We start from the raw sequence: 26,449 nt of genomic DNA, 5'->3' as shown, positions 1-26,449 counted from the left end.
ACTCCAAATCTATACCGGAATTTTGTGTCATCGGTATTCCGGCTCGAACTAATTTTCTAATTGATTTTCTTTCCTGAGAACTGGATGCTTCCAGTTAGAGGTCAAAAGTAAAACCTATTTCCGGGATTCATTGTTTGGCAGCCTGATAGTTTTCAACAAAAAACCAAAATAATCCTTATAACAGGCTTGTTAACTGTCTTTTCCTGAAATAAAATAAATATGAGTCCTCGTAAAAGATAAATGAACTTTATGCGTTATACTTGTAAGTTTCACTAATAAAACTGATTCCTTTGAAAATGAAACGCTTGTTTTCTACCTTCCTTTGCTTCACATTACTTCTTGTCGCCGGTCGTTTGCAGGCGCAAATATCAGCCATTTCTGATGGTCAAACAACTACGGCTTATGCCAGCGGTCCGCAGGATAATATCTATATTTTCTGCAGCGATCAGGGGTTTCCTGTGGGGGAGTTGCGTGCGCAATTTTCAACTGCTGCTCCCGCAAGCTTTGAATGGTTGAAGTATAATACAATTACTGGTTCCTTCGAAGCTTTCCAATCTGACAATTCAAATTCAATCAATTCAGCGATTAGTAATTTGCAGGATGGCTGTTACCGGGTGAATGTGGTTGCTTCAGGAGTTACGGAGGTTTACACAGCCTGGGTTTTTAATGGTTGGTACACGGCAAGCGCTTCGATTACGGAGTCAACCTGTGAGTATTTCCAATTGACCGGCGCGTTCACTCAGGCTGATTTGACTTATACTGATCTGTCGAACGGGTTGTCCATGCAAGTTGCGAATACAGTGCAGGTGAGGTGGGAGGTTGGCTCTGTATTGCAAAGTAGTCTGTTGAGTCCGCGCATCTATTACCCACCCTCGGTGAATAGCACATACAAAATGACAGTTTATGACCAATTCGGGTGTTCTGGGGAAACGGAGGTTTATTATGAATCGGTAGTGCCACAAGCGGCTTTTGTAACCGACTACCAAAGTGCCAATGCTGATGCACCTTTAACTGTGTCCTTTTCGAATCAGTCGGTTAATGCAGATAGTTATGAATGGTTCTATTTTCGAGATAAAAACGAAATAGATGTGGAAGGAGCTTCGCAAGGTTTCGTGTCTGACAGTATCATGGATACATCCATCGATCAAAGCCCCGTGTATACTTATGAGAATTCCGGGAAATATATGGTAAAGATGGTTGCGACGAAGAACTCATCGGAGACTGTTTGCCGGGATACCGTTTATTTAGATTACTACATCATTGCTGATTCATCGTTTATCGACGCCCCGAATTTCTTTACACCTAAAGGAAGCAGTGGCGTTAATGATAAATTCATCATTAAATATTCCTCGATGAAAAGTATTGACATCAAGATTTTTAATCGGTGGGGGAAGCAAGTGTTTGCCATTAGTCGGAGTAATCTTGGTAATTACGACAGTTCGGGAGATGATCTCGGTTGGGATGGTAAAATTAGTGGTCGGTATGCCAGTCCCGGAGTTTATTACTATGTTGTTGAAGGTCGGGGGCGGGATGATCAGAAGAGAAAGAAGCAGGGGTTTTTCCATCTGTTTCGTGAAAAGTAGCTCGCGTGAGTTTCGTCTCAGAAATAGTTTAAGTGAAAATCTAACATTATTTCCAGATAATAAGAAGAGCCCGGATTATTCCGGGCTCTTTCAGCTTAGTGTGCTATGTGTCAGAGATAAACTAATTTAATCTTCTACAAGTTCTGCTTCATAACTGTGCAGCAGTTCTTCCTGTACTTCCTGAGGAACTTTTTCGTATCCATCGAAAGCAATGCTAAAGCGACCTCTTCCCTGAGTCAGAGAGCTAAGGGTTGTTATGTACTTAAACATTTCTTTCAAAGGTACTTTGGCTTCGATTTTTTCATAGCCTTTTTCGCTTCCCATGCCCATGATCAGTGCACGACGCCCTTGCAGATCACTCATGACATCTCCCATGCGTTCGCTCGGAACAACAACTTCCAGGTTGTAGATCGGTTCCAGAATTTTAGGGCCAGCTTCTTTAAACGCCCTTGAGAAGGCATTTCTTCCCGCTAATTTGAACGAGATCTCATTGCTGTCGACAGGGTGCATTTTACCGTCGTAAACATAAACGCGGATGTCGCGGGCGTAGGAGCCGGTTAATGGTCCTTCCTCCATCTTTTCCATGATACCTTTCAGAATGGCAGGTAAAAAGCGGGTATCAATTGCTCCACCAACAATACAGTTGTGGTAGATTAACTTTCCACCCCACGGTAGTTTAACCTCTTGCGTATCCCGAACAGACATTTTTTGGTCTTTGTCGTTCATTTTGAAAGTCGTGCGTGGTTCAGAGCCTTCAGTATAGGGTTCTATAACCAGATGCACTTCGCCGAATTGGCCTGCTCCACCCGATTGCTTTTTATGGCGGTAGTCTGCCTGTGCTGACTTGGTGATGGTTTCGCGGTAAGGTATTTTGGGTGCTTTAAAATCAATGTCGATTTTGAAAATGTTGCTATAGAACCACTTTAGAGCGTTCAGGTGATACTCCCCTTGGCAGTGTACCAACATTTGCTTCAATTCCTTGGAGTATTCCACAAGGTAGGTCGGGTCTTCGTCGTGCAGTTTTTGGAACATTTCGCCAACCTTTTCTTCGTCAGCCTCATTGATTGCATAAAGTGCTATCGTGTGGCGGGAAGTCGGGAATTCAATTGGTTTGAAATTGTAAGCTGCTTCTTTTTCGCTGAGTGTATGATTGACTTTCGTTTCTTTCAGTTTGACAGTTGAGCCGATGTCTCCGGCGATCATCTCAGAAACTTTCGTTCTGTTTTTGCCGGCGTTGACATAGATTTGTGAAATACGTTCTTTATTTCCAGAGTTCGAGTTTGTGAGGTCTTGTCCTTCTTTTACAGTACCACTCATCACTTTAAAGAAGGTGATTTCGCCGACGTGTTGCTCGATGGTTGTTTTGAACACAAACAACGATGTTGGTGCTGATGGATCCACTTTCGGATGCTTTCCGTTAAGTTCGGGGATTTCAACAGCTTCAGCCGGAGATGGCGTAATGTTGGTGATGAATTCCATTAGGCGGCTAACTCCGATGTCGTGTTTTGCTCCAGAGCAGAAAACCGGGAAAAGTGACCGTTCGATCATGCCCAGTTTGATTCCCTGGCGCATTTCATCTTCGGAAAGTGTGCCTTTGTCGAAGTATAATTCCATCAGACCTTCGTCATTTTCAGCGGCCATTTCGACCAGTTCGTTATGAAGGGCGTCTGCTTTTTCTTTTTCAGAATCGGGGATATCGGTAATCTCAGGTTTTCCGCCATCGATCGGGTATTTGTATTGTTTCATTTTCAATACATCGATGATGGTGTTAAAGCCCGGACCTGCATTTACCGGGTATTGTATCGGTGTTACTTTATTTCCGTAGAGTGTTTTGGCTTGTTCTAAAGTTTGGTCGTAATTGGCATTTTCGTGATCGAGGTGGTTGAACAGGAAAATGGCGGGTTTGTGTGCATCTTCTGTGATTCGGTAGGCTGATTCTGTTCCTGATTCAATGCCGTGTGGTGTGTTGATCACAATCAGTGCGCTGCCCACTACGTGAAGCGCCGAAACAACGGATCCCCTGAAGTCGTCCATTCCCGGAGTATCAATCAGGTTGATTTTTTTATCGTTGTATTCCGTGTGAAGTACCGTTGAAAATACAGAGTTACCATAGTCCTGCTCAATGGGCTGGTAGTCGGAAACCGTGTTCTTGGCTGTGACTTCGCCCCGGCGGTTGATTACTCCACCCTCCAGCAGTATGGCTTCTGCGAGGGTGGTCTTCCCACTGCCGGAATTGCCGATTAAAGCAATGTTCCGGATTTCATTGGTCTGATATACTTTCATAATTCTGTGATTTTATTGGTTAGAAAAAATCGTTTAAAAGTGGTTTGTTTTGTCGGATGCTTTCAAATTTAGTAATAATTTCTTAACGAATAGCCGCTTGTATAAGCTGGAAATATGTTATTGAAATGTTTTTGAAAATCGGTGGAATTATTGGATAAAATAATTTGTTTCAGTAAATAGGGAGACTGGCTCCGAAGGTGATGGCGATTCGCATAGATGTCCTGTAGGCACTGGTTGTTGGGGTATTTCTGATGGATTGGTCACTTGTTTTGAAAGCTTGAACTTTTTGCCCGAACATTAAAGATGGAAAGGTGTTTTCATAGATCAAAACAGTTCCCTTAATCTATTTAAATATGGCAGAAGCAAAATCAAAGCCGCTAATCGCTTTTTTCGATACCAAACCTTACGACCGCGAAGTATTCAACCAGTTGAATGACGACTACGGTTATCAAATCAAATATTTCCAGTACCACATTACGCCCGATAATTGCATTTTGGCCAAAGATGCCGATGTTGTTGTGGTGTTTGTGAACGATATTATTTCGTCCGATGTGATCGATCAGTTGGCGGGTTTCGGCGTGAAGCTGGTTGCCTTGCGTTGCTCGGGTTTCAACAATGTGGATTTGAAATACGCCAAAGGCAAAATTCAGATTGTCCGTGTTCCAGCCTACTCGCCCAATGCCATTGCTGAGCACACGGTCGCCCTGATGATGACCTTGAACCGCAAAATTCACCGGGCCTACTTCCGGACACGGGATGCCAATTTTACATTGAATGGCTTGATGGGCTTCACCATGCAGGGCAAAACTGCCGGCGTGATCGGAACCGGTAAAATAGGGAAGGCGTTGGTGCGGATTTTACGCGGCTTCGACATGAAGGTGCTCGCTTACGATCCTTATCCGGATGAAAAGCATGCCAAGGAAGTTGGGTATTCTTATGTCGATCTGGACTCGCTGATGCAGCAGTCGGATGTGATTTCGCTGAACTGCCCGCTAACGCGCGAGACCAAATGGTTGATTGATAAAGATGCCATCGGTATGATGAAAAAGGGCGTGATGATCATCAACACGGGGCGCGGTAAATTAATCCGGACGACCGATTTGATTGTCGGCCTGAAGTCGGGGAAGGTCGGTTCGGCCGGCTTGGATGTGTACGAGGAAGAAAGTGAATTTTTCTTCGAAGACTTGTCCGATCGGGTCCTGTTCGATGACACCCTGGCTCGTTTGCTTACCTTCAACAATGTGATCATTACCTCGCACCAGGCCTTCTTTACCCGCGAGGCACTCATGAACATTGCGGGTGTTACGCTGGGTAATATTCAGGATTTTTTCGATGGGAAGAAGTTGGTGAATGAGGTGGTTTTTTCAGAATAAACCAGGCATGTTATCCGGCGGGCTGCCGGTTGGCTGAACGCTTTTTCGGAGAAACCAGATCCCGGGAACGTTTTGTTTTTTGAGGATAGCTTGATTTTATCCTTCGATATGAAAGAAATAGCGAAGGATATGTTGATGATATCTTCAGATATGATAGATATATCCTATGACAGGGCTTCGATATCCCGGATATAGGCCTGCTGACCAAGGCTTTTATTACGATGTCTTAGGATATATCGATGATATCCCTGGATACGATAGATATATCCTAAGGGATTGGAATAATATCGAAGGATAGGAAGGCAAAAAACAAGAGGAGCATGCGGCTCCCCTTGTTTTTTGAATGGCTTTAGTTGCGCATTTTCCGGATTTCTTCGACCAGCGGGTGATCTTTTCCCAGTGTACCGGTTAGCAGGGCAACCATCGACGAAGCTTCGGTGTACGCTTCTTTTAAGGCCAGCTGCGAAGTTTCGGTGGCGGTTTTTGCCTGTGCCTGCGCTTCTTTTTGCTGGGCTTCGGCAGCGGTTGCCGTATCGTATTTGCCTTGCAGCAGTGTGGTACGGGTGGTCGGGTCGAGGCCGGCAGCGGTTAAAGCAGCACTTTGATTGGCGATGAGCAACAGCAATTGTTTGATAAAATCACGCTTCCGAGATTCAGTTAATGATGTCATTTTTGTTGAAATTTGGTTTGAAAAATGACCTGAAACGGTGTTTCGAATAGGCAGTAAACAGGGTGACAGGTTGAATATCTGATACAAGTTAGGGCTTGTATTAGATTATGTCAATATGTTAGTCAGCATTTTGGCTCTTCATTGAAGGTTATTTTGTGCTGCTCCGCGTTGCTGTCCATTGTCCGGACTGCCCGGCTATTAACGGTCGGTTGTGAATAAGTTATTGAGCAACGTGGTTGAGCCGGACTCATTTCACCCTATATTTAAGTCATTAACTCTGCGTGTATGCCTCGTTTTCCACATTTTAAACAACCCGATGCAATGGACTGTGGGCCAACTTGCCTGCGGATGATTGCTAAATTCTATGGGAAGAGCATACCGCTTGACTATCTTCGGGAACAATCTCATATTTCGCGGGAAGGTGTTTCGTTGCTGGGCATCAGCGATGCTGCCGAAGCGATTGGCATGCGCAGCATGGGGACAAAAGTCACCTTTGAACAACTGGTAAAAGATGTTCCGAAGCCCTGCGTGGTGCATTGGGATCAGAATCACTTCGTGGTGTTGTACCAGGTGAAGAAGGGGCAGTTCTATGTGGCCGATCCTGCTTTTGGGTTGGTGAAATACAGTGCCGAAGAATTTAAGAAGCATTGGCTGGCCACGTCGAAAGATGGCGTTGGCAAGGGGATTTGCCTGTTGCTTCAACCAACACCTGAGTTTTACGAGCGCGAGGATGAAAAAAGCGATCATGGCGGATTTCGGTTCCTGTTTCGTTACCTGCGTCCGCACCGGCGCCTGATGGCGCAGTTGGTAATCAGCTTTATTGCCGGAAGTATTATTCTGTTGATTTTTCCGTTTCTGACTCAAAGTCTGGTCGATGTCGGAATCAACAACCAGGACATCAGTTTTATTTACCTGGTGCTGATTGCCCAGTTAGTTTTGTTCATTGCACAAACGTCGATTGAATTTATTCGCTCGTGGATTCTTTTGCATATTTCCACGCGAATCAATATTTCCATTATATCCGATTTCTTAATCAAGTTGATGAAGTTGCCCATCGGCTTCTTCGATACCAAAATGATTGGCGACCTGATGCAGCGTATTCAGGACCACCGGCGGATTGAGCGCTTCCTGACAACCCAGACGCTGGGCGTGTTGTTTTCGGTCGTTAGCTTGTCGGTCTTTGCCATTGTATTGGCGATTTACAGTTGGACGATTTTGCTGATTTTTGTACTCGGATCAGTGATCTATATTTTCTGGGTTTGGCTGTTTATGAAACGCCGCCGTCAACTTGACTATAAGAAGTTCTCGCAACTTTCGGATAACCAAAGCATGCTCATCCAGTTGATCACCGGCATGCAGGAAATCAAACTGAATAATTTCGAAAAGCAAAAACGCTGGGAGTGGGAACGAATTCAGGCCCGCCTGTTTCGGGTGAATGTACAAAATCTGTCTATTGACCAATATCAACAGGCAGGGTCCGTATTCGTTAACCAGACCAAAAATATATTAATTACCGTCGTTGCAGCCATGGCTGTGTTGAATGGCGATATGACTCTGGGGATGATGTTGGCTGTGCAATTCATTATTGGACAGATGAACAGTCCGCTGAACGAACTGATTAATTTTATGCACCTGGCGCAGGAAGCTAAAATTAGTTTGGAGCGTTTGGGCGAAATTCATAACCAGAACGAGGAAGAAGAAAAAGGCAAGCCTTTGCTGAATAGCATGCCGGTCGACAAATCGTTGCACATCGAAAACCTGGTTTTTCAGTACGAAGGACCTCATTCGCCAAAGGTTTTAGATAACATTAAACTGGACATCCCGGAAAAGAAAATTACAGCGATCGTTGGAACCAGCGGAAGCGGGAAAACGACCCTGGTGAAAATGTTGCTTGGATTTTATCCTCCGGCAAGCGGGAAGATTCGGGTGGGAGAGACCGACCTGCAGAATTTCTCGCAGCAATGGTGGCGTACCAAGGTTGGGGCGGTCATGCAGGATGGTTTTATCTTTTCAGATACGATTACATCGAATATTGCCGTTGGTGTAGAAAGGCTGGATAAAGAACGTTTAATCTTTGCCGCGAAGACAGCCAACCTGATGGATATGATTGAAAGATTGCCGTTGGGATTCGCCACCAAAATAGGACAGGATGGACATGGCTTGAGCCAGGGGCAAAAACAACGAATACTGATTGCCCGGGTTATATATAAGAATCCGGAATACCTGTTTTTCGATGAAGCAACCAATGCGCTCGATGCGAATAACGAGAAGGTGATCATGGAAAATCTGAATCGGGTTTACGAGGGCAAGACTGTTATTGTAGTTGCGCACCGCCTGAGTACGGTCAAAAATGCCGATCAGATTGTTGTCCTTGATCAAGGGGTGATTGTTGAACTTGGAAATCATGACGAATTAACCGCTAAACGCGGAGCTTATTATAATTTAGTGAAGAACCAATTGGAACTGGGGAGTTAATAAATGCCACAACGTGACGAGCAAATAATTTATCGTAGCGATGAAGTTCAGGAGATCATCGGGAAATCTCCTTCGTGGTTACTGCGAAGCGGACAGACCTCGTTGTTGATTTTCCTGGCACTGTTGCTCTTTGGTAGCTGGCTGTTCCATTATCCCGATATTATCAGTGCCCGGATTACTGTCTATACCGAGAATCCTCCGGCGCATATTGTAGCACGAACAACGGCTCGCATCGATCATTTATTGGTTGATGATAATGATACGGTCGAGCGGGGCGATGTAATTGCCATTTTGGAGAATGCTGCGAGCTATGACGATGTGCTGCAGTTGAAAGACAATCTCTCTGCTGTCGATCGTTTCCTGATTTCATTCGATACAATATATAGTAAGGAGTTAACGCCCGATTATCGTTTGGGTGATATTCAGTCGGATTATTCTTCCTTCCTGCGCTTATATAACAATTATATGAGCTTTATTCGGCTGGGTTTTTATCCGCAAAAGGTGAAGTCATTGGAGGAGCAGGTTCATATGCAGCGTATCTATTATGATCGACTGTGGAGCCAGCGGCAGATTTTGGAGAATGAATACCGGATTACGTTAGAGCAGTTCCAGCGCGACTCGGCTCTTTACGTCAAAGACGTACTTTCGCTCGTTGATTTCAAGACATCGGAATCGACCATGTTGCAGAAGAAGTTTACCTTCAACGGGCTGCGAACTGATTTGGCAGAAACGCAAAAAGATATCATTGAGTTGGAACAGGATGTAATTACTGCTCAGAAGGAATATGAGGATCAAAAGCAGAAAATGCAGACCGAGATCATCGAGTCGTATAATATATTGAAAAGTCGCCTGGAGTATTGGTTTAAAGCCTTTGTGCTCGAAACACCCATCGATGGCAAAGTGACCTTCACTAATTATTGGAGCAAAAACCAGCAGGTGAAATCCGATGAAGTTGTGTTTACAGTTGTGCCGTTTCACGAAAGTAAAATTATAGGCCGGGTAAGTTTGCCTTTGCGCGGTGCCGGGAAAGTAAAACCGGGACAGCGTGTCAATATTCGGTTTGATAATTTCCCGTATATGGAGTATGGAATGGTGAAGGGCACTGTGAAATCAATTTCATTAGTCCCGTCAAACGATAATTATATTGCCGAAATAGAACTTCCGCAGAACCTGGAAACCAATTATAATATTCCGCTCGTGTTTAGTCAGGAGATGAAAGGGGATGCTGAAATTGTCACCGAAGACCTTCGGTTGATTCAGCGGTTCTTCAACCCGATAAAATCGCTTTTAAAGTCCAAAGTTTTGGATTAGCCTGATTCCCAACTTAATTTTTTGAAAAATAACTAAAAAACAGCAAGAAAAGCTATTGTTCTTTGCTGAAAATTAGTACTTTTGCCAACCGTTTTTGGAGGGTTCTATCCAAAAGCGAATGGGTTTGTATTTGTATTTGCCGATAAATCAGTACCTTTGCAAACCGTTTTATAGAAACTTAATTATAAATTAAATAGTTGTATGCCAACGATTCAGCAGTTAGTTAGAAAGGGGAGACAATCTAAAGTAGAGAAAAGCAAGTCTCCTGCATTAGACTCTTGTCCGCAGAGAAGGGGCGTATGTGTACGTGTGTATACTACAACTCCTAAAAAACCAAACTCGGCTATGCGTAAAGTAGCTCGTGTACGGTTAACCAACGGAAAAGAAGTGAATGCTTACATTCCGGGTGAAGGTCATAACCTTCAGGAACACTCAATTGTGTTAGTACGTGGTGGTCGTGTTAAAGACTTGCCAGGGGTACGTTATCACTTAATTCGCGGTGCTTTAGATACTGCCGGTGTTGCAAACCGCACACAAAGACGGTCAAAGTATGGTGCTAAAAGACCTAAAGCAGCGAAATAATAATTGAGTTTTTAGTGGTTTGGTTGAGTAAATGATCCCTCAGAGGTGGGGTGAACTGAAGCTCAATTAGTCACAACCAATTGAAATAACACTAAAAGAAAAGAGTACAATGAGAAAATCAAAACCGAAGAAGAGGATTACTCTTCCGGATCCAAAATTTAACGACATTCTTGTTACAAGATTTGTAAACGACTTGATGGTAGATGGTAAGAAATCTATCGCTTACGGTATTTTCTACGATGCATTGGACATCGTTGCCAGTCGTCTGAAATCAGATGAAGTCGCTCCACTTGATGTGTGGAAAAAAGCGCTGGAGAATGTAACTCCGGCTGTCGAAGTAAAAAGCCGCCGTGTAGGTGGTGCAACTTTCCAGGTTCCAATGGAAATCCGCGTGGAACGTAAAGTTTCAATCTCAATTAAAAACTTGATTTTATTTGCACGTAAGCGCTCGGGCAAATCAATGGCTGATAAATTGGCTGCTGAAATTCAAGCTGCATACAACGAAGAAGGTGGTGCTTATAAGAAGAAAGAAGAAACCCACCGTATGGCCGAAGCGAACCGTGCATTTGCTCACTTCAGGTTTTAATACAATATAAATCAGGATTAGAATAGTAATCATGGCTAGAGATCTAAAATATGTAAGAAATATCGGTATCATGGCTCACATTGATGCCGGTAAAACAACAACGACTGAGCGGGTTCTGTATTACACAGGTCTGACTCACCGCATCGGTGAAGTACATGATGGTGCTGCTACCATGGACTGGATGGAGCAAGAGCAAGAGCGTGGTATTACCATTACCTCTGCTGCTACCACTACTTTCTGGAAGTATAAAGATGTGCAACACCAAATTAACATCATCGATACTCCGGGACACGTTGACTTTACTGTAGAGGTAGAGCGTTCATTGCGTGTGTTGGATGGTTCTGTTGCTTTGTTTTGTGCAGTAGGTGGTGTAGAAGCTCAGTCTGAAACCGTATGGCGTCAAGCTGAGAAATACGGTGTTCCTCGTATTGGATTCGTTAATAAAATGGACCGCTCGGGAGCTGATTTCTTTGATGTTGTTTCGCAAGTAAAAGATAAATTGGGTGCTAACCCTGTTCCTGTTCAAATTCCAATCGGAGCTGAAGAGAACTTCAAGGGTCTTATCGACCTGATTGAAAATTGCGCTGTTATCTATACCGATCAGGGTGACATGGGTTCAACCTTTGAGGTAACACCTATTCCTGAAGAGTTAGCTGAACAAGCTGCAGAATATCGTGCCCATTTGGTTGAAGAAATTGCCGTGTTGGATGATGCATTGATGGAGCGTTTCTTCGAAGATCCGGATTCAATCACAGCTGATGATTTAATTCCGGTTATCCGCAAGGCGACTATCGAAGGATTGATTGTTCCGATGATGTGTGGTTCTGCATTTAAAAATAAAGGTGTTCAACGTTTGTTGGATGCTGTTTGTGAATTCTTGCCTAGCCCATTGGATAATGGTGAAATCAAAGGTACCGACATCGATACTGGAGAAGAAGTTATTCGCCATCCTGATGTAAACGAGCCATTGGCAGGTTTGGCATTCAAGATTGCTACTGACCCTTACGTAGGTCGTTTGTGCTTCATCCGCATCTATTCAGGTGTTTTGAACGCAGGTGACTCTGTTTATAACTCTCGTACAGGTAAAAAAGAACGTATCTCTCGTTTGTTCCAAATGCACTCGAACAAGCAAAACCCGAAAGATATGATCGAAGCTGGCGATATTTGTGCGGCTGTAGGTTTCAAAGATATCCGTACAGGTGATACATTGTCTGATTTGAATCACCCTGTTGCATTGGAATCGATGACATTCCCTGAGCCCGTAATCGGTATTGCAGTAGAGCCAAAAACTCAAAAAGATATGGACAAGTTAGGTCTTGGTTTGGCCAAATTGGCTGAAGAAGATCCAACATTCAAAGTTCATACTGATGAAGATTCCGGTCAAACAGTTATTCGTGGTATGGGTGAGCTTCACCTGGAAATCATTATTGACCGTTTGAAGCGCGAATTTAAAGTTGAATGTAACCAAGGTAAACCACAGGTTGCTTACAAAGAAGCAATCAGCCATGAAGTTGAATTACGCGAAGTATTCAAAAAACAATCTGGTGGTCGTGGTAAGTTCGCCGATATTATCGTGAAAGTTAGCCCTGCTGACGAAGGTAAAGAAGGCTTGACATTCATCGATAGCGTTAAAGGTGGACGTATTCCTCGCGAGTTCATTCCATCGGTTCAAAAAGGTTTCGAAAGTGCAATGGTAAACGGTCCTTTGGCTGGTTTCTCATTGGACAGCTTAAAAGTTGAATTGCTTGATGGTTCATTCCACGCAGTTGACTCGGATCAGTTGTCGTTCGAAATTTGTGCTCGTCAGGCATTCAAAAGTGCAGCTTCAAAAGCCGGACCTAAATTGCTTGAGCCAATTATGAAAGCCGAAATCGTTACTCCTGAAGAATACATGGGTGACATCATCGGTGACTTGAACCGTCGTCGTGGTACCGTAGGTGGTATGTTAGAGAAATCAGGTGCTCGTATCATTAAAGCAAATGTGCCTCTTTCTGAAATCTTCGGTTATGTAACCACGTTGAGAACATTGTCTTCCGGTCGTGCAACTTCATCTATGGAGTTCTCACATTACGAAGAAGTGCCACGTCAGTTGGCAATTAACGTACTGGAAGAATTGAAAGGTAAAACAGAATTATTATAAAATAATTTTTTATTCATCTCATTATGAGTCAAAAGATCAGAATTAAGCTGAAATCGTATGATCACAACTTGGTGGACAAGTCGGCTGAAAAGATCGTTAAGACTGTAAAAACTACTGGTGCTGTTGTGAGCGGACCTATTCCGCTCCCAACTCACAACCGTGTTTTCACAGTATTGCGTTCAACTTTCGTGAACAAAAAATCACGTGAGCAATTTCAGTTGTCTTCATACAAACGTTTGATTGACATTTACAGCTCTACAGCAAAAACCATTGACGCCTTGATGAAATTGGAATTACCAAGCGGCGTTGAAGTAGAAATTAAAGTTTGATAACCTGTAAAAAGTAAAAAAATGACAGGATTAATCGGTAAAAAAATCGGAATGACTTCCGTATTCAGTGTTGAGGGAAAAAATATTCCATGCACTGTGATTGAAGCCGGCCCTTGTGTTATTACACAAGTGAAGACGGTAGAAACCGATGGTTACGAAGCCGTTCAAGTAGGTTTCGGTGATAAGAAAGAAAAGAACACCAGCAAAGCTGAGTTCGGTCACTTTCAAAAAGCCGGTACTGAACCAAAACGTGACGTAGTCGAGTTTCGTGATTTTGAAGGCGAGTATAAGCTCGGCGATACCATTACTGTTGATGTAATTAACGCAGAAAGCTGGGTTGACATCACAGGTGTTACAAAAGGTAAAGGTTTTCAAGGTGTTGTTAAACGTTACAACTTCCGCGGTGTAGGTGATGCTACACACGGTCAGCATAACCGTTTAAGAGCTCCTGGTTCATTAGGTGCATCCTCTTACCCTTCACGTGTATTTAAAGGTATGCGTATGGCAGGACGTACTGGTGGTGCTAACAAAACCGTTCAAAACCTGAAAGTATTGAAAGTAGTTCCTGAGTCTAACCTTTTAATCGTTAAAGGTTCTGTTCCAGGTGTAAAAGGTTCAACCGTAATTATTTATCAGTAATGGAAGTACAAGTATTAAATACAGCCGGAAAAGAAACCGGAAGAGCGGTTGTGCTGAACGACCAGATCTTCGGTGTTGAGCCCAATGACCATGCTATTTACCTGGATGTAAAACAGTTTTTGGCAGCACAACGTCAAGGGACTCACAAGTCAAAAGAACGCGCAGAGATTGTCGGAAGTACCAAGAAGATTAAAAAACAAAAAGGTACAGGTGGTGCCCGTGCGGGTAGCATCAAGTCTCCTCTGTTCCGCGGTGGTGGTCGTGTATTCGGTCCACGTCCCCGTAACTACGACTTTAAATTGAATAAGAAAGTTAAAGCTTTAGCTCGTAAATCAGCATTGACTTACAAAGCACAAGGAAGCAACATTCTGGTTCTGGAAGATTTTGTTCTGGAAACTCCAAAAACAAAGGAGATTGTAGCAATTAGCAACAATCTGAAAATTAATGATAAAAAGTTAATTTTCGTTTTACCGGAAGAAAATAAAAACATATATTTGTCCTCCAGAAATTTAGAGGGTGTTTCAGTTGTAATTGCTTCTGAATTAACTACTTATCAAATTATGAATGCAACGAAAGTAATTTTCGTTGAAAGTTCAGTTGGTAAGATTGAAGAACAATTTAAGATTTAGGGGGATAAAAAATGAATGTTTTAATTAAACCCATCGTGACGGAAAAGATTACGGCTCAGAGCGAAAGCTTGAACCGTTATGGTTTTATCGTCAAAAGAGATGCTAATAAGCTACAAATTAAAAAAGCAGTTGAAGCACTATATAATGTTAATGTTGCTTCTGTGAATACCATGGTTTATGGCGGAAAGAATAAAAGCCGTTATACAAAAGGTGGTGTGATCAGTGGCAAAACAGCAGCTTTCAAGAAAGCAGTTGTAACATTGACTGAAGGTGAAGCAATTGATTTTTATAGTAATATATAATAAATAGAAATGGCAGTAAGAAAATTAAAACCAGTTACTCCGGGTCAACGGCACAAAATCATTGGCGCCTTTGATACGATTACTGCATCAACGCCTGAAAAATCATTGTTGAAGCCCATGCAAAAGTCTGGTGGTCGTAACAACCAGGGACGCATGACAATGAGGTATATAGGTGGTGGGCACAAGAAGAGATATCGTGTGATCGATTTCAAACGCGAGAAAGACGGTATCCCTGCACGTGTTGATTCAATTCAGTATGACCCGAACCGTTCGGCTCGTATTGCATTGTTGGTTTATGCCGATGGCGAAAAACGTTACATGCTTGCTCCAAATGGTTTGGTAGCAGGGCAAACTGTTTTGAGCGGTAAAGGAATTGCTCCTGAAATCGGAAACTCCCTCCCACTTGCCGAAATTCCTCTGGGTACTTTGGTACACAACATTGAGCTTCACCCTGGACAAGGGGGCGTGATGGCACGTAGTGCAGGAACTTATGCACAATTGACCTCAAGAGAAGGAAAGTACGCTATCGTAAAACTACCTTCCGGCGAATCCAGAATGGTACTTATTTCTTGTAAAGCTACCGTTGGTACTGTTGGTAACACAGAACACAACTTGGAAAGATCAGGTAAAGCTGGTCGTTCACGTTGGTTAGGTCGCAGACCTCGTGTTCGTGGTGTGGTAATGAACCCTGTTGATCACCCAATGGGTGGTGGTGAAGGCCGTTCTTCAGGTGGACATCCACGCTCACGCAAAGGCTTGTTAGCTAAAGGTTACAAAACCCGCGCTAAGAAAAAAGCTTCCAGTAAGTATATTGTAGAGAAACGCAAGAAATAATAAAAGGAGAAGAATATGAGTCGTTCATTAAAAAAAGGCCCTTTTATTGCTTACAAGCTTGAGAAAAAAGTTTTGGCAATGAATGAAACCAGTAAAAAGTCTGTAATTAAGACTTGGGCTAGAGCATCAGTAATCTCTCCTGACTTTGTAGGGCACACAATTGCAGTACATAACGGAAATAAGTTTATTCCTGTTTATGTAACTGAAAACATGGTTGGCCATAAACTTGGCGAATTCGCACCTACAAGAACATTCAGGGGACATTCCGGAAACAAAAGGTAGATCCTGAGTTTCGCATTAACTATTAAAAGAATTTACGATGGGTGCTAGAAAAAGAAATAAAGCAAACGAACTTAAAGAGGCTAAAAAGACGCAATACGTAGCAGTATTGAAAGATTGCCCTACTTCGCCCCGCAAAATGCGCCTTGTTGCTGACATGGTGCGCGGAATGGAAGTTAACCGGGCTCTTGATGTGCTGAAGTTTTCGTCTAAAGAAGCTTCCAGAAAAGTTGAAAAACTGTTGATGTCTGCTATTGCAAACTGGCAGGCTAAAAACGAAGGAACTCGTTTGGAGGAAAGTCAATTATTCGTGAAAACTATCGCTGTGGATTCAGGACGTCAATTAAAACGTCTTCGTCCTGCTCCGCAAGGACGGGCACACCGTATCCGCAAGCGTTCAAACCACGTAACACTTTGCCTCGATAGTAAAAACATTGAAAACGAAAACGCATAATTAGTAATACATGGGACAAAAAGTTAATCCAATCGCAAATCGCTTGGGAATTATCCGTGGATGGGATTCCAATTGGTTCGGTGGAAACGATTATGGTGACAAGCTGGTTGAAGACACTAAGATCCGTGAATACCTGAATGCCCGTTTGGCTAAAGCAAGTATTTCACGTATCATTATTGAGCGTACCCTTAAGCTTATTACCATCACTGTTCACACCTCTCGCCCAGGTATTATTATCGGTAAAGGTGGTCAGGAAGTTGATAAGCTGAAAGAAGAGCTTAAGAAGATCACCAGCAAAGAAGTTCAGATCAATATCTTTGAGATTAAACGTCCTGAACTCGATGCCCGTATCGTTGCCAACAATGTTGCACGTCAGATTGAAGGTAAGATCGCTTACCGTCGTGCTGTTAAGATGGCTGTTGCCTCTACAATGAGAATGGGAGCACAAGGAATCAAAATTATGGTTTCTGGTCGTTTAAACGGTGCTGAAATGGCACGCTCTGAGATGTATAAAGATGGTCGTACACCGTTGCACACATTACGTGCCGATATCGACTACGCTTTAGCTGAAGCTTTAACTAAAACAGGTTTGTTAGGTGTTAAAGTTTGGATTTGTAAAGGCGAAGTTTACGGTAAACGCGACTTGTCTCCTAACCTTGGACAAAAATCCAACGGACCGGGTGGAAACCCACGCGGAAACAGAGGCGGCGGTTTCAAAAAGAAAAGAAAATAATTCGAAAACCTTTTAATTAAAAAAGGATGTTACAGCCGAAAAGAACAAAATTTAGAAGAGTCCAAAAAGGCCGGATGAAGGGTAACGCTCAGCGCGGAACCCAATTAGCATTCGGATCTTTCGGAATAAAGACGTTGGATGAACATTGGATTACCGGTCGCCAAATTGAAGCGGCGAGGGTTGCGGTAACCCGTTATATGCAACGTCAGGGTCAGATTTGGATCCGTATTTTCCCCGATAAACCTATTACCAAGAAGCCAGCGGAAGTACGTATGGGTAAAGGTAAAGGTGCTCCTGAAGCATTCGTTGCTCCGGTAAGTCCAGGCCGCATTTTGATTGAGGCCGATGGTGTACCATACGAAATGGCCAAAGAAGCCCTTCGTTTGGCAGCCCAAAAACTACCTGTAAGAACGAAGTTCGTAGTAAGACGTGATTTTGTTGAAACTGAAAAAGAAGACTAGATTATGAAGACTTCAGAAATTAAAGAATTAACTGACAAGGAAATCCTGGAAAAAATCCAGCTTGAAACTGAAACCTTGGTACGTCTGAACTTGAACCATGCTGTATCACCTCTGGATAACCCAATGAAAATCCAAGTTGCCCGGAGAAATATTGCACGCCTTAAGACGGTATTACGTCAGAGGGAATTGAATCAAAATTAATTTGTGTAATTGATGGAAACAAGAAATCTGAGAAAAGAGCGTGTCGGGGTAGTTGTTAGCGATAAAATGGAGAAAACCATTGTTGTAGCCGTTAAGATGAAAGAAAAGCATCCGATCTACGGTAAATTCGTTAATAAAACGACCAAGTTTTATGCTCATGATGAAAAACAAGACAGCAACGTTGGCGATACTGTAAAAATAATGGAGACTCGTCCATTAAGCAAAAGCAAACGTTGGAGATTAGTTGAAATTTTAGAAAGAGCTAAGTAATCATGATACAACAGGAATCAAGATGTTCAGTAGCCGATAATAGCGGTGCCAAAGAGGTGCTTTGTATTCGCGTTTTAGGCGGTACAAGAAAGCGCTACGCATCGTTGGGCGATATCGTGGTAGTCACTGTAAAAAGTGCTATCCCGAGTAGTGATATGAAAAAAGGAACTGTGTCAAAAGCCATTGTTGTTCGCACGAAAAAAGAAAACCGCCGTCAGGACGGATCTTATATTCGTTTTGATGACAACGCTGTTGTGTTGTTGAACAACGCAGGCGAAATGCGCGGTACTCGTATTTTCGGACCTGTTGCAAGGGAGCTTCGTGATAAAAACATGAAAATTATCTCACTTGCACCAGAAGTACTTTAATGCATAAAAGAATAGAAATGCAGAAGAAATTACATATCAAAAAAGGAGACACAGTTGTCGTAACTGCCGGTAATGATAATGGCCGTCAGGGAAAAGTCCTGGAAGTAATCCGCGACAAAGACAGAGCAATTGTGGAGGGCGTTAATATGGTAAAAAAACATACCAAACCAAATGCGGAAAACCCACAAGGTGGTATTGTTGAAAAGGAAGCGCCAGTCCACATTTCTAACTTGATGTTGGTTGATCCTAAATCAGGAAAACGCACCCGCATCGGGCGGAAACTCGACGACAACGGTAAATTAGTACGTTATTCAAAAAAATCTGGAGAGGAGATTAAGTAATGGCTTATACACCGACACTTAAGACAAAATATTCGGAAGAAGTTATTCCTGCTTTAATGAAGGAATTCGACTACAAATCTGTTATGCAGGTTCCGAAATTGACGAAAATTGTCCTGAACCAAGGAGTTGGAGCTGCAATTGCCGACAAGAAAATCATTGAAGTTGCTACAGAAGAAATGACAATGATCGTCGGACAAAAGGCAGTCCAAACCAAATCGAAAAAGGATATTTCGAACTTTAAACTGCGGAAAAAGATGCCAATCGGGGTTCGTGTAACACTTCGTAAAGAGCGCATGTATGAATTCTTGGATCGTCTGATCAATGTATCTTTGCCACGTACTCGTGACTTCAAAGGTATTGAGAGCAAAATGGACGGACAAGGTAACTATACCTTGGGTATCCCGGAACAAATCATTTTCCCGGAAATCAACATTGACAAGGTTAACCGTATCAACGGTATGAACATTACTTTCGTTACTTCTGCAGATACAGATGAAGAAGGCTTCGCCTTGTTGAAAACTTTAGGTTTACCTTTTAAAAACGTAAAAAAGAACTAAGCTATGGCAAAAGAATCCATGAAAGCCCGCGAAGTAAAAAGGGCAGCACTTGTTGATAAATACGCTGAAAAAAGGGCACAACTTAAAGCAGAAGGTGACTATATCGGCTTGCAAAAATTACCTAAGAATTCATCAAGGGTACGTTTGCACAACCGTTGCAAATTAACCGGACGTCCGAAAGGATATATTCGTCAGTTTGGTATTTCAAGGATTAACTTCCGCGAAATGGCTTCAGCTGGATTGATTCCGGGAGTTAAAAAAGCTAGTTGGTAATCAATAATCGAAAAGTAATGAGCAAAATTACAGACCCAATAGCAGATTTTCTAACCCGCATCCGTAACGCCCAAAAAGCGAAACACCGCGTGGTGGATATTCCTGCTTCAAACATAAAAAAGGAAATGACTAAAATCCTGAAGGAAAAAGGTTATATCCTGAATTTCAAATTTGAAGATGGAGTGAACTACCAAGGTAACATCAAAATTGCCTTGAAATATCACCCTGAAACAAAAACTCCGGCCATCAAGTCAATCAAAAGGGTAAGTAAGCCTGGTTTGAGACAGTACTGCGACAGCGAGAACATTCCTCGTGTATTAAACGGCTTGGGAATTGCAATTCTATCTACTTCTAAAGGTGTAATGACTGACAAAGAAGCTCAGAGCCAAGGCGTAGGTGGAGAAGTTTTATGTTACGTTTATTAATAAGGAGGAAAGACAATGTCAAGGATAGGTAAATTACCAATCGAAGTTCCAGCCGGCGTAACCATTAACGTAACTCCAGAAAATGTAGTAACTGTTAAAGGTAAACTGGGCGAGCTTTCGCAACAGGTTGACCCTGAGATTGAAGTAGCCGTAGAAGGAAGCCAGGTATTGGTTAAACGCCCAACAGAACAAAAACGTCACCGTGCATTGCATGGTTTGTACCGTTCGTTGATCAACAACATGGTTGTAGGTGTTTCTGCAGGTTACGAAATTAAATTAGAATTAGTTGGTGTGGGGTACCGTGCTGAAAACCAAGGTCAATTGTTGGACTTGGTACTGGGGTATTCTCACCACACTTATTTGGAACTTCCGGCAGAAGTTAAAGTTGAAGCTGTTACCGATAAGCGTAGCAACCCAACTGTTACTCTGAAGAGCTGTGACAAACAGCTTATTGGCCAGGTAGCCGCTAAAATTCGCTCACTGAGAGCTCCTGAACCATACAAAGGTAAAGGTGTGAAATTCGTTGGCGAAGTATTGCGTCGCAAAGCCGGTAAATCTGCAGGTGCTAAATAGTAAAATTTGAAACCATGGCTTTAACGAAACAACAAAGAAGATTTAGAATAAAAAAGAGAATCCGGAAAATCGTTTCCGGAACTGCCGAAAGACCTCGTTTGAATGTCTTTCGCAGCAACAAACAAATTTATGCCCAATTGGTAAACGACCTTCAAGGCACAACTTTGTTAGCAGTCTCTTCATTGGACAAAGAAATTATCGCTGTTGCAGGCAATAAAACTGAAAAAGCTGCCTTAGTAGGTAAAGCTTTAGCTGAAAAAGCTGCTGCTGCCGGAGTTTCTAATGTAGTATTCGACCGTAATGGTTACTTGTATCACGGAAGAGTTAAACAATTAGCTGATGCTGCCCGCGAAGGTGGCCTTAAATTTTAAGAATTATGTCAGGAAATATCAAGAAAGTCAAAACGACAGACATAGAATTGAAAGACCGGTTAGTTGCTATTAACCGTGTTACAAAAGTAACCAAAGGGGGGCGTACATTCAGCTTTTCAGCAATTGTAGTTGTTGGTAACGAAGACGGCATTGTAGGCTGGGGACTTGGTAAAGCAAGTGAAGTCACTTCAGCTATCGCAAAAGGTGTTGACGCTGCTAAGAAGAATTTGGTGAAAATTCCTATTAATAAAGGTACAATCCCTCACGAGCAAATTGCAAAATTTGGTGGGGCTAATGTGTTCCTGAAACCCGCTTCTCACGGTACCGGAGTAAAAGCCGGTGGTGCGATGCGTGCTGTACTGGAGAGTGTTGGTGTACACGACATCCTGGCGAAATCTAAAGGATCGTCTAACCCACACAACTTGGTAAAAGCTACGTTCAATGCATTGCTCGAAATGCGCGATGCTTATACTGTAGCTCAACACAGAGGTGTATCATTAGAAAAAGTATTTAAAGGATAGGAACTATGGCTAAAATTAAAGTTACTTTAGTGAAGAGCATCATTGGTTCCGAAAAGAGCCAAAAAGCGACAGTAGAAGCTCTAGGTATTAAAAAGATGAATCACTCTGTTGAACATGAAGCTTCACCAGCTATCATGGGTATGGTAAACAAAGTGAAACACTTATTGAAAGTCGAAGAAATTTAAAATATTTTAAGATTGCAATTATGGAATTAAATAATCTTAAACCTGCAGCAGGATCCGTTAAAAAGGTGAAGCGTATTGGTCGTGGTCAAGGTTCCGGACGTGGTGGTACATCTACCAGAGGTCATAAAGGAGCTCAGTCACGCTCTGGCTATAGCCGTACTCGTGGTTTCGAAGGTGGTCAAATGCCTTTGCAACGCGTAGTACCTAAATTCGGATTCAAAAATGTTAACAGGGTAGAATATAAAGCCATCAATCTCGAAACATTGCAAACATTGGCTGAAAGCAAATCGCTTTCAGCTATTGATGTGCAATCGTTGGTTGATGCAGGTCTGGCTTCAAAAAATGACCGTGTTAAAATTTTGGGAAATGGAACTTTAACTGTAAAATTGGAAGTTAAAGCTCATGCGTTTTCTAAAAGCGCAAAAGAAGCCATCGAAAAATTAGAAGGAACCACTGAAATACTCTAAACCGAATGAAAAAATTTATCGAAACCCTAAAGAATATCTATAAAATCGAAGACCTGAGAGCCCGTTTGGGATTAAGCTTATTTCTTCTTTTAATTTATCGATTAGGATCGTATGTAGCATTACCGGGAATCGACCCTGCACAACTGGGTCAATTGAAACAACAGACTTCAGATGGGTTGCTGGGGTTATTGGATATGTTCTCGGGAGGTGCTTTTTCAAATGCGTCCGTTTTCGCTTTAGGGATCATGCCTTACATTTCTGCTTCAATTGTAATCCAGTTATTGGGAATAGCCGTCCCTTACTTTCAACGATTACAAAAAGAAGGGGAATCAGGAAGAAGAAAAATCAACCAGATAACCCGTTATCTGACCGTGTTGATTCTTTTATTCCAGGCACCTGCGTATTTAGCCAACTTAACATTTCAATTACCAGCAGAAGCCTTTGCAGTTAGCGGCTGGATGTTCAAAGTAACATCGACTATTATTTTAACTGCCGGGTCTATGTTTATTATGTGGTTGGGTGAGCGCATCACCGATAAAGGAATAGGTAACGGTATTTCATTAATTATCATGATCGGTATTATTGCCCGTCTGCCATTTGCTGTATTTGCAGAATTTATTTCACGCATCGAACAGCAAGGTGGTGGTATGGTCATGTTCCTGGTTGAGTTTGTTTTCTTATTCGTCATATTCATGGGAAGTATACTACTGGTACAAGGTACCCGTCGTATCCCAGTTCAGTATGCTAAACGAATTGTTGGAAATAAGCAATACGGGGGCGTACGTCAGTACATACCGTTAAAAGTGAATGCTGCTGGGGTAATGCCGATAATCTTTGCCCAAGCCATCATGTTTGTTCCAATTAGCCTTGCCGGTTTTACCAGCTCTGATAGTATGAGTGGATTTGCTTCTGCAATGTCTAACCACACTGGATTCTGGTATAACTTCTCGCAGTTTGCATTGGTTGTATTGTTTACGTATTTTTACACCGCCATTACAGTAAATCCTGTTCAGATGGCTGAAGACATGAAGAAAAACGGTGGATTTATTCCAGGTGTTAAGCCCGGAAAAAAGACAGTCGAGTTCCTCGATACCGTTATGTCTCGCATTACTTTACCCGGATCTATTTTCCTGGGCATCGTAACCATCTTGCCTGCATTTGCAATGATGGCCGGAATTAACACTCAGTTCGCCTACTTCTATGGCGGTACATCATTGTTAATTTTGGTAGGTGTTGTGCTCGATACATTACAGCAAATTGAAAGTCATCTTTTGATGCGCCATTATGATGGTCTGATGAAATCAGGTCGGATTAAAGGTCGTGCAGGAGGTGGTGCGGCAATGTATTAATAGTCTTAACATCTTTTTTGTAAAAAATAGATCAACCGGTATAGGAAACTATACCGGTTATAAAATAAAAAGATAAGTATAGTATGGCAAAACAAGCCTCGATAGAACAAGACGGAACAATCATTGAAGCATTATCAAATGCCATGTTTAGAGTTGAGCTCGAAAACGGACACGTGATAACAGCGCATATCTCTGGTAAAATGCGGATGCATTATATCAAAATTCTTCCTGGAGATAAGGTGAAAGTAGAAATGTCACCTTATGATCTGACTAAAGGGCGAATTACTTTTAGATATAAAAATTAAATAAGGAATCATGAAAGTAAGAGTATCCATTAAAAAACGCAGTGCCGACTGTAAAATTGTACGCAGAAAAGGCCGTTTGTACGTGATCAACAAAAAGAATCCTAAGTTCAAACAGCGTCAAGGATAATTAATTAACTTTGTAAAAATTTGTTTTATGGCTCGTATTGTTGGAGTTGATATTCCTGATAATAAAAGAGGTGAAATAGCATTGACTTACGTTTTCGGCATTGGCCGTAGCCGGTCTCGCTATATCCTCGAACAAGCTGGCGTTGATTTAAATATGCAGGTAAAAGACTGGAATGATGACCAGTTTGCTGCCATTCGTAAAGTAATCAGCGAAAGTTTCAAAGTAGAGGGTGAACTTCGCTCTGAAAACCAGTTGAACATTAAACGTCTGATGGACATCGGTTGCTACCGTGGAATCCGTCATCGTATTGGCCTTCCAGTACGTGGACAGGGCACTAAAAATAATGCTCGCACACGTAAGGGTAAGAAGAAAACTGTAGCTAATAAGAAAAAAGCCACTAAATAATCGATAGGTAAGTTATGGCAAAAAAATCTGGAAGTACTAAAAAGAGAGTCGTTAATATCGAAGCTACCGGCCAGGCGCACATTCATTCCTCTTTCAATAATATTATCATTTCATTGACTAATAATAACGGAGAAGTTATCTCTTGGTCATCGGCTGGTAAAAAAGGTTTTAGAGGTTCAAAGAAAAATACGCCTTATGCGGCACAAGTAGCTGCCGAAGAGTGTGCAAAAACTGCATACGACTTAGGACTCAGAAAAGTAAAAGTCTTTGTTAAAGGACCCGGAAACGGACGCGAATCAGCTATTCGTGCTATTAACAGTGTGGGTATCCAGGTTAACGAAATCGTTGACGTTACTCCGTTGCCACACAACGGATGTCGCCCAGCTAAAAGAAGACGTGTTTAATCTTAATTTGGTAGAATAATGGCAAGATATAGAGGACCAAAATCAAAAATCGCGCGGAAATTTGGTGAACCAATTTTCGGCCCTGATAAAGTACTTGAAAAGAAAAATTATCCTCCCGGTTTCCATGGGTTAGCAAGCCGTCGTCGTAAAAAATCAGAATACGGCCTGCAGTTAAAGGAAAAACAGAAAGCAAAATACACTTACGGTGTATTGGAAAAACAATTTGCTCGCATGTTCCACAAAGCTTCGGCTTCTAAAGGTATTACAGGTGAGGTGTTGTTGCAACTGTTGGAATCTCGTTTAGATAATGTTGTTTTCCGTTTAGGTTTGGCTCGTTCGAGAGCTGCTGCTCGTCAGTTAGTTTCTCACAAGCACATTACTATTAACGGCGAAATTGTAAACATTCCTTCATACCAATTGCGTCCGGGTGATATCGTTAGTGTTCGCGAAAAATCTAAATCATTGGAGATTATTAGCGATTCATTGACTACTCACCGTTACAGCAAACATGCTTGGTTGGAATGGGATGGCGCAGCGATGACTGGTAAATTTATCAATCGTCCTGAAAGGGAAGAAATTCCTGAAAACATCAAAGAACAACTAATCGTCGAGTTGTATTCTAAATAATAAAATTACTCAGTATTATTATGGCAATATTAGCGTTCCAAAAACCTGACAAAGTAATAATGGTAGAATCTGATGAGCGGTTCGGTAAATTCGAATTTCGCCCATTGGAACCTGGTTATGGTATTACAATTGGCAATGCCCTACGCAGAATCCTGTTATCATCTTTGGAGGGCTACGCAATCACTACAGTTAAGATTGAAGGCGTAGACCACGAATTTGCTACCATTAAAGGCGTGATGGAAGATGTTACTGAAATCATCCTTAACCTGAAACAAATTCGTTTTAAAAAAGAAGTCGAAGATCTGGACAGTGAAAAAGTTTCTATCACTATTACCGGACAGGAATCATTTACTGCCGGCGACATCAACAAGTTTATGACCGGTTTCCGGGTATTAAACCCAGAATTGGTTATTTGCCGCATGGAAGCTGATGTTAAAGTGCAAATGGAAATTACCATCAATAAAGGTCGTGGTTACGTTCCCAGCGCTGAAAACAAGCCGGTAGATGCTGAGTTTGGTTTAATTCCGATTGACTCGATCTTCACACCCATTCGGAATGTGAAGTATGCTGTTGAGAACTATCGTGTTGAGCAAAAAACCGACTATGAAAAGTTGATTTTGGATATCAAAACTGATGGTTCAATTCATCCTAAAGATGCACTGAAAGAAGCTGCAAAAATCCTGATTTACCATTTCATGCTGTTCTCTGACGAAAAAATTACCTTGGATTCAGATGAGAAATTTGCCAATGAAGAGTTTGACGAAGAAGTATTGCATATGCGTCAACTTCTGAAAACAAAATTGGTTGATATGGATCTTTCGGTTCGTGCACTGAACTGTTTGAAAGCTGCTGATGTTGAGACTTTGGGTGAGTTGGTTACTTACAATCGTAACGACTTGCTTAAATTCAGAAACTTCGGTAAGAAATCATTGACAGAGTTGGATGACTTGCTCAACGCTATGAACCTGACTTTCGGAATGGATATTAGTAAGTATAAATTAGACAAGGAATAAGCAC

37 protein-coding genes are annotated in these 26,449 nt (G+C 42.2%); 35 read left to right on the top strand and 2 right to left on the bottom strand.

All coding sequences use genetic code 11. The features are described 5' to 3' along the window. Positions 1–296: 296 nt before the first annotated feature. Positions 297–1,583, top strand: coding sequence for a T9SS type B sorting domain-containing protein (locus GJV22_RS02915; protein ID WP_163708452.1), 1,287 nt, complete (start codon positions 297–299; stop codon positions 1,581–1,583). 126 nt (positions 1,584–1,709) lie between these two features. On the opposite strand, the gene GJV22_RS02910 is transcribed toward GJV22_RS02915, so the two are convergent. After that, positions 1,710–3,866, bottom strand: a complete 2,157-nt coding sequence (locus tag GJV22_RS02910; protein ID WP_163708449.1) for an elongation factor G — start codon at positions 3,864–3,866, stop codon at positions 1,710–1,712. Positions 3,867–4,219: 353 nt separating this feature from the next. Between GJV22_RS02910 and GJV22_RS02905 the strand changes: the two genes are divergently transcribed. Continuing rightward, on the top strand, positions 4,220–5,239 hold the full coding sequence (locus tag GJV22_RS02905; RefSeq protein WP_163708447.1) for a 2-hydroxyacid dehydrogenase: 1,020 nt from the start codon (positions 4,220–4,222) through the stop codon (positions 5,237–5,239). Positions 5,240–5,588: 349 nt separating this feature from the next. Here GJV22_RS02905 and GJV22_RS02900 read toward each other — a convergent pair whose 3' ends face one another. Then, positions 5,589–5,909 carry a hypothetical protein gene (locus GJV22_RS02900; RefSeq protein ID WP_163708444.1) on the bottom strand — a complete coding sequence of 107 codons (321 nt, stop codon included), beginning with the start codon at positions 5,907–5,909 and terminating at the stop codon, positions 5,589–5,591. A gap of 285 nt (positions 5,910–6,194) precedes the next feature. Between GJV22_RS02900 and GJV22_RS02895 the strand changes: the two genes are divergently transcribed. From GJV22_RS02895 to GJV22_RS02735, 33 genes are all read left to right on the top strand, one after another. Then, complete coding sequence (locus GJV22_RS02895) at positions 6,195–8,384, top strand: peptidase domain-containing ABC transporter (RefSeq protein ID WP_163708442.1); 2,190 nt, start codon at positions 6,195–6,197, stop codon at positions 8,382–8,384. A 3-nt stretch (positions 8,385–8,387) separates the two neighbouring features. Further along, complete coding sequence (locus tag GJV22_RS02890; RefSeq protein ID WP_163708439.1) at positions 8,388–9,695, top strand: HlyD family secretion protein; 1,308 nt, start codon at positions 8,388–8,390, stop codon at positions 9,693–9,695. 201 nt (positions 9,696–9,896) lie between these two features. Next, positions 9,897–10,277: a 30S ribosomal protein S12 gene (gene rpsL, locus GJV22_RS02885; protein WP_163708436.1), complete on the top strand. Its 381-nt coding sequence runs from the start codon at positions 9,897–9,899 to the stop codon at positions 10,275–10,277. A 109-nt stretch (positions 10,278–10,386) separates the two neighbouring features. Then, positions 10,387–10,863 (top strand): 30S ribosomal protein S7, encoded by a 477-nt coding sequence (gene rpsG, locus GJV22_RS02880; RefSeq protein WP_163708433.1) that lies wholly within the window; start codon positions 10,387–10,389, stop codon positions 10,861–10,863. Positions 10,864–10,894: 31 nt separating this feature from the next. Then, complete coding sequence (gene fusA / locus GJV22_RS02875; protein ID WP_163708428.1) at positions 10,895–13,003, top strand: elongation factor G; 2,109 nt, start codon at positions 10,895–10,897, stop codon at positions 13,001–13,003. 23 nt (positions 13,004–13,026) lie between these two features. Continuing rightward, on the top strand, positions 13,027–13,332 hold the full coding sequence (gene rpsJ, locus GJV22_RS02870; protein ID WP_163708425.1) for a 30S ribosomal protein S10: 306 nt from the start codon (positions 13,027–13,029) through the stop codon (positions 13,330–13,332). A gap of 21 nt (positions 13,333–13,353) precedes the next feature. Beyond that, entirely contained in the window at positions 13,354–13,971 is a 618-nt protein-coding gene (gene rplC, locus GJV22_RS02865) for a 50S ribosomal protein L3 (RefSeq protein ID WP_163708422.1), read from the top strand. Then, the gene (gene rplD / locus GJV22_RS02860; protein ID WP_163708420.1) at positions 13,971–14,600 is read left to right on the top strand and encodes a 50S ribosomal protein L4; all 630 of its coding nucleotides are present in this window, start codon (positions 13,971–13,973) and stop codon (positions 14,598–14,600) included. The genes rplC and rplD overlap by 1 nt, the downstream gene beginning before the upstream one ends. An 11-nt stretch (positions 14,601–14,611) precedes the next feature. Then, positions 14,612–14,902, top strand: a complete 291-nt coding sequence (gene rplW, locus GJV22_RS02855; RefSeq protein WP_163708416.1) for a 50S ribosomal protein L23 — start codon at positions 14,612–14,614, stop codon at positions 14,900–14,902. A gap of 9 nt (positions 14,903–14,911) precedes the next feature. Then, the gene (gene rplB, locus GJV22_RS02850) at positions 14,912–15,736 is read left to right on the top strand and encodes a 50S ribosomal protein L2 (RefSeq protein ID WP_163708414.1); all 825 of its coding nucleotides are present in this window, start codon (positions 14,912–14,914) and stop codon (positions 15,734–15,736) included. A gap of 15 nt (positions 15,737–15,751) precedes the next feature. Further along, complete coding sequence (gene rpsS, locus GJV22_RS02845; protein ID WP_163708410.1) at positions 15,752–16,018, top strand: 30S ribosomal protein S19; 267 nt, start codon at positions 15,752–15,754, stop codon at positions 16,016–16,018. Positions 16,019–16,055: 37 nt separating this feature from the next. Further along, complete coding sequence (rplV, locus tag GJV22_RS02840) at positions 16,056–16,469, top strand: 50S ribosomal protein L22 (protein ID WP_163708408.1); 414 nt, start codon at positions 16,056–16,058, stop codon at positions 16,467–16,469. Between the two features lie 10 nt (positions 16,470–16,479). Then, a complete protein-coding gene (gene rpsC / locus GJV22_RS02835; RefSeq protein ID WP_163708403.1) occupies positions 16,480–17,202 on the top strand; it encodes a 30S ribosomal protein S3 in 723 nt (240 codons plus the stop codon). 26 nt (positions 17,203–17,228) lie between these two features. After that, positions 17,229–17,663: a 50S ribosomal protein L16 gene (gene rplP / locus GJV22_RS02830; RefSeq protein WP_163708400.1), complete on the top strand. Its 435-nt coding sequence runs from the start codon at positions 17,229–17,231 to the stop codon at positions 17,661–17,663. A 3-nt stretch (positions 17,664–17,666) separates the two neighbouring features. Next, positions 17,667–17,864: a 50S ribosomal protein L29 gene (rpmC, locus tag GJV22_RS02825; RefSeq protein WP_163708397.1), complete on the top strand. Its 198-nt coding sequence runs from the start codon at positions 17,667–17,669 to the stop codon at positions 17,862–17,864. Between the two features lie 12 nt (positions 17,865–17,876). Continuing rightward, positions 17,877–18,134, top strand: coding sequence for a 30S ribosomal protein S17 (gene rpsQ / locus GJV22_RS02820; protein WP_163708394.1), 258 nt, complete (start codon positions 17,877–17,879; stop codon positions 18,132–18,134). A gap of 2 nt (positions 18,135–18,136) precedes the next feature. Further along, the gene (rplN, locus tag GJV22_RS02815; RefSeq protein WP_163708391.1) at positions 18,137–18,502 is read left to right on the top strand and encodes a 50S ribosomal protein L14; all 366 of its coding nucleotides are present in this window, start codon (positions 18,137–18,139) and stop codon (positions 18,500–18,502) included. A gap of 17 nt (positions 18,503–18,519) precedes the next feature. Further along, positions 18,520–18,843: a 50S ribosomal protein L24 gene (gene rplX / locus GJV22_RS02810; protein WP_163708388.1), complete on the top strand. Its 324-nt coding sequence runs from the start codon at positions 18,520–18,522 to the stop codon at positions 18,841–18,843. Continuing rightward, entirely contained in the window at positions 18,843–19,400 is a 558-nt protein-coding gene (gene rplE, locus GJV22_RS02805; RefSeq protein WP_163708385.1) for a 50S ribosomal protein L5, read from the top strand. The genes rplX and rplE overlap by 1 nt, the downstream gene beginning before the upstream one ends. A gap of 3 nt (positions 19,401–19,403) precedes the next feature. After that, the gene (gene rpsN, locus GJV22_RS02800) at positions 19,404–19,673 is read left to right on the top strand and encodes a 30S ribosomal protein S14 (RefSeq protein ID WP_163708383.1); all 270 of its coding nucleotides are present in this window, start codon (positions 19,404–19,406) and stop codon (positions 19,671–19,673) included. A 26-nt stretch (positions 19,674–19,699) separates the two neighbouring features. Beyond that, positions 19,700–20,098 (top strand): 30S ribosomal protein S8, encoded by a 399-nt coding sequence (rpsH, locus tag GJV22_RS02795; RefSeq protein ID WP_317168670.1) that lies wholly within the window; start codon positions 19,700–19,702, stop codon positions 20,096–20,098. Positions 20,099–20,113: 15 nt separating this feature from the next. Further along, positions 20,114–20,671 (top strand): 50S ribosomal protein L6, encoded by a 558-nt coding sequence (gene rplF / locus GJV22_RS02790; RefSeq protein WP_163708377.1) that lies wholly within the window; start codon positions 20,114–20,116, stop codon positions 20,669–20,671. A gap of 14 nt (positions 20,672–20,685) precedes the next feature. After that, the gene (rplR, locus tag GJV22_RS02785) at positions 20,686–21,042 is read left to right on the top strand and encodes a 50S ribosomal protein L18 (protein ID WP_163708374.1); all 357 of its coding nucleotides are present in this window, start codon (positions 20,686–20,688) and stop codon (positions 21,040–21,042) included. Positions 21,043–21,047: 5 nt separating this feature from the next. Next, entirely contained in the window at positions 21,048–21,563 is a 516-nt protein-coding gene (rpsE, locus tag GJV22_RS02780) for a 30S ribosomal protein S5 (protein ID WP_163708371.1), read from the top strand. Positions 21,564–21,568: 5 nt separating this feature from the next. Continuing rightward, complete coding sequence (gene rpmD, locus GJV22_RS02775; protein WP_163708368.1) at positions 21,569–21,748, top strand: 50S ribosomal protein L30; 180 nt, start codon at positions 21,569–21,571, stop codon at positions 21,746–21,748. Between the two features lie 20 nt (positions 21,749–21,768). After that, on the top strand, positions 21,769–22,215 hold the full coding sequence (rplO, locus tag GJV22_RS02770; protein ID WP_163708365.1) for a 50S ribosomal protein L15: 447 nt from the start codon (positions 21,769–21,771) through the stop codon (positions 22,213–22,215). A gap of 5 nt (positions 22,216–22,220) precedes the next feature. Then, on the top strand, positions 22,221–23,564 hold the full coding sequence (secY, locus tag GJV22_RS02765; RefSeq protein WP_163708362.1) for a preprotein translocase subunit SecY: 1,344 nt from the start codon (positions 22,221–22,223) through the stop codon (positions 23,562–23,564). Between the two features lie 83 nt (positions 23,565–23,647). Continuing rightward, entirely contained in the window at positions 23,648–23,869 is a 222-nt protein-coding gene (infA, locus tag GJV22_RS02760) for a translation initiation factor IF-1 (RefSeq protein WP_107820959.1), read from the top strand. A 10-nt stretch (positions 23,870–23,879) separates the two neighbouring features. Next, complete coding sequence (ykgO, locus tag GJV22_RS02755; RefSeq protein WP_081782363.1) at positions 23,880–23,996, top strand: type B 50S ribosomal protein L36; 117 nt, start codon at positions 23,880–23,882, stop codon at positions 23,994–23,996. 27 nt (positions 23,997–24,023) lie between these two features. Then, the gene (rpsM, locus tag GJV22_RS02750) at positions 24,024–24,401 is read left to right on the top strand and encodes a 30S ribosomal protein S13 (RefSeq protein ID WP_163708359.1); all 378 of its coding nucleotides are present in this window, start codon (positions 24,024–24,026) and stop codon (positions 24,399–24,401) included. A 14-nt stretch (positions 24,402–24,415) separates the two neighbouring features. Then, complete coding sequence (gene rpsK, locus GJV22_RS02745; protein WP_163708355.1) at positions 24,416–24,805, top strand: 30S ribosomal protein S11; 390 nt, start codon at positions 24,416–24,418, stop codon at positions 24,803–24,805. Positions 24,806–24,823: 18 nt separating this feature from the next. Further along, positions 24,824–25,432 (top strand): 30S ribosomal protein S4, encoded by a 609-nt coding sequence (gene rpsD / locus GJV22_RS02740; RefSeq protein WP_163708351.1) that lies wholly within the window; start codon positions 24,824–24,826, stop codon positions 25,430–25,432. Between the two features lie 20 nt (positions 25,433–25,452). Beyond that, entirely contained in the window at positions 25,453–26,445 is a 993-nt protein-coding gene (locus tag GJV22_RS02735; RefSeq protein WP_163708348.1) for a DNA-directed RNA polymerase subunit alpha, read from the top strand. Positions 26,446–26,449: the final 4 nt, after the last annotated feature.

Origin of the sequence: Mangrovibacterium lignilyticum, assembly GCF_010882175.1 — a bacterium.
Classification (GTDB): domain Bacteria; phylum Bacteroidota; class Bacteroidia; order Bacteroidales; family Prolixibacteraceae; genus Mangrovibacterium; species Mangrovibacterium lignilyticum.
The sequence above is the reverse complement of the archived record's forward strand: the minus strand, read 5'-3'. Positions and strand labels throughout refer to the sequence as shown.

What these genes read in the sequence shown, in the direction of transcription:
- GJV22_RS02915 (WP_163708452.1), top strand. Translation starts at nt 297, where the DNA reads ATGAAACGCTTGTTTTCTACCTTCCTTTGCTTCACATTACTTCTTGTC.
- GJV22_RS02910 (WP_163708449.1), bottom strand. Translation starts at nt 3,866, where the DNA reads ATGAAAGTATATCAGACCAATGAAATCCGGAACATTGCTTTAATCGGC.
- GJV22_RS02905 (WP_163708447.1), top strand. Translation starts at nt 4,220, where the DNA reads ATGGCAGAAGCAAAATCAAAGCCGCTAATCGCTTTTTTCGATACCAAA.
- GJV22_RS02900 (WP_163708444.1), bottom strand. Translation starts at nt 5,909, where the DNA reads ATGACATCATTAACTGAATCTCGGAAGCGTGATTTTATCAAACAATTG.
- GJV22_RS02895 (WP_163708442.1), top strand. Translation starts at nt 6,195, where the DNA reads ATGCCTCGTTTTCCACATTTTAAACAACCCGATGCAATGGACTGTGGG.
- GJV22_RS02890 (WP_163708439.1), top strand. Translation starts at nt 8,388, where the DNA reads ATGCCACAACGTGACGAGCAAATAATTTATCGTAGCGATGAAGTTCAG.
- rpsL (WP_163708436.1), top strand. Translation starts at nt 9,897, where the DNA reads ATGCCAACGATTCAGCAGTTAGTTAGAAAGGGGAGACAATCTAAAGTA.
- rpsG (WP_163708433.1), top strand. Translation starts at nt 10,387, where the DNA reads ATGAGAAAATCAAAACCGAAGAAGAGGATTACTCTTCCGGATCCAAAA.
- fusA (WP_163708428.1), top strand. Translation starts at nt 10,895, where the DNA reads ATGGCTAGAGATCTAAAATATGTAAGAAATATCGGTATCATGGCTCAC.
- rpsJ (WP_163708425.1), top strand. Translation starts at nt 13,027, where the DNA reads ATGAGTCAAAAGATCAGAATTAAGCTGAAATCGTATGATCACAACTTG.
- rplC (WP_163708422.1), top strand. Translation starts at nt 13,354, where the DNA reads ATGACAGGATTAATCGGTAAAAAAATCGGAATGACTTCCGTATTCAGT.
- rplD (WP_163708420.1), top strand. Translation starts at nt 13,971, where the DNA reads ATGGAAGTACAAGTATTAAATACAGCCGGAAAAGAAACCGGAAGAGCG.
- rplW (WP_163708416.1), top strand. Translation starts at nt 14,612, where the DNA reads ATGAATGTTTTAATTAAACCCATCGTGACGGAAAAGATTACGGCTCAG.
- rplB (WP_163708414.1), top strand. Translation starts at nt 14,912, where the DNA reads ATGGCAGTAAGAAAATTAAAACCAGTTACTCCGGGTCAACGGCACAAA.
- rpsS (WP_163708410.1), top strand. Translation starts at nt 15,752, where the DNA reads ATGAGTCGTTCATTAAAAAAAGGCCCTTTTATTGCTTACAAGCTTGAG.
- rplV (WP_163708408.1), top strand. Translation starts at nt 16,056, where the DNA reads ATGGGTGCTAGAAAAAGAAATAAAGCAAACGAACTTAAAGAGGCTAAA.
- rpsC (WP_163708403.1), top strand. Translation starts at nt 16,480, where the DNA reads ATGGGACAAAAAGTTAATCCAATCGCAAATCGCTTGGGAATTATCCGT.
- rplP (WP_163708400.1), top strand. Translation starts at nt 17,229, where the DNA reads ATGTTACAGCCGAAAAGAACAAAATTTAGAAGAGTCCAAAAAGGCCGG.
- rpmC (WP_163708397.1), top strand. Translation starts at nt 17,667, where the DNA reads ATGAAGACTTCAGAAATTAAAGAATTAACTGACAAGGAAATCCTGGAA.
- rpsQ (WP_163708394.1), top strand. Translation starts at nt 17,877, where the DNA reads ATGGAAACAAGAAATCTGAGAAAAGAGCGTGTCGGGGTAGTTGTTAGC.
- rplN (WP_163708391.1), top strand. Translation starts at nt 18,137, where the DNA reads ATGATACAACAGGAATCAAGATGTTCAGTAGCCGATAATAGCGGTGCC.
- rplX (WP_163708388.1), top strand. Translation starts at nt 18,520, where the DNA reads ATGCAGAAGAAATTACATATCAAAAAAGGAGACACAGTTGTCGTAACT.
- rplE (WP_163708385.1), top strand. Translation starts at nt 18,843, where the DNA reads ATGGCTTATACACCGACACTTAAGACAAAATATTCGGAAGAAGTTATT.
- rpsN (WP_163708383.1), top strand. Translation starts at nt 19,404, where the DNA reads ATGGCAAAAGAATCCATGAAAGCCCGCGAAGTAAAAAGGGCAGCACTT.
- rplF (WP_163708377.1), top strand. Translation starts at nt 20,114, where the DNA reads ATGTCAAGGATAGGTAAATTACCAATCGAAGTTCCAGCCGGCGTAACC.
- rplR (WP_163708374.1), top strand. Translation starts at nt 20,686, where the DNA reads ATGGCTTTAACGAAACAACAAAGAAGATTTAGAATAAAAAAGAGAATC.
- rpsE (WP_163708371.1), top strand. Translation starts at nt 21,048, where the DNA reads ATGTCAGGAAATATCAAGAAAGTCAAAACGACAGACATAGAATTGAAA.
- rpmD (WP_163708368.1), top strand. Translation starts at nt 21,569, where the DNA reads ATGGCTAAAATTAAAGTTACTTTAGTGAAGAGCATCATTGGTTCCGAA.
- rplO (WP_163708365.1), top strand. Translation starts at nt 21,769, where the DNA reads ATGGAATTAAATAATCTTAAACCTGCAGCAGGATCCGTTAAAAAGGTG.
- secY (WP_163708362.1), top strand. Translation starts at nt 22,221, where the DNA reads ATGAAAAAATTTATCGAAACCCTAAAGAATATCTATAAAATCGAAGAC.
- infA (WP_107820959.1), top strand. Translation starts at nt 23,648, where the DNA reads ATGGCAAAACAAGCCTCGATAGAACAAGACGGAACAATCATTGAAGCA.
- ykgO (WP_081782363.1), top strand. Translation starts at nt 23,880, where the DNA reads ATGAAAGTAAGAGTATCCATTAAAAAACGCAGTGCCGACTGTAAAATT.
- rpsM (WP_163708359.1), top strand. Translation starts at nt 24,024, where the DNA reads ATGGCTCGTATTGTTGGAGTTGATATTCCTGATAATAAAAGAGGTGAA.
- rpsK (WP_163708355.1), top strand. Translation starts at nt 24,416, where the DNA reads ATGGCAAAAAAATCTGGAAGTACTAAAAAGAGAGTCGTTAATATCGAA.
- rpsD (WP_163708351.1), top strand. Translation starts at nt 24,824, where the DNA reads ATGGCAAGATATAGAGGACCAAAATCAAAAATCGCGCGGAAATTTGGT.
- GJV22_RS02735 (WP_163708348.1), top strand. Translation starts at nt 25,453, where the DNA reads ATGGCAATATTAGCGTTCCAAAAACCTGACAAAGTAATAATGGTAGAA.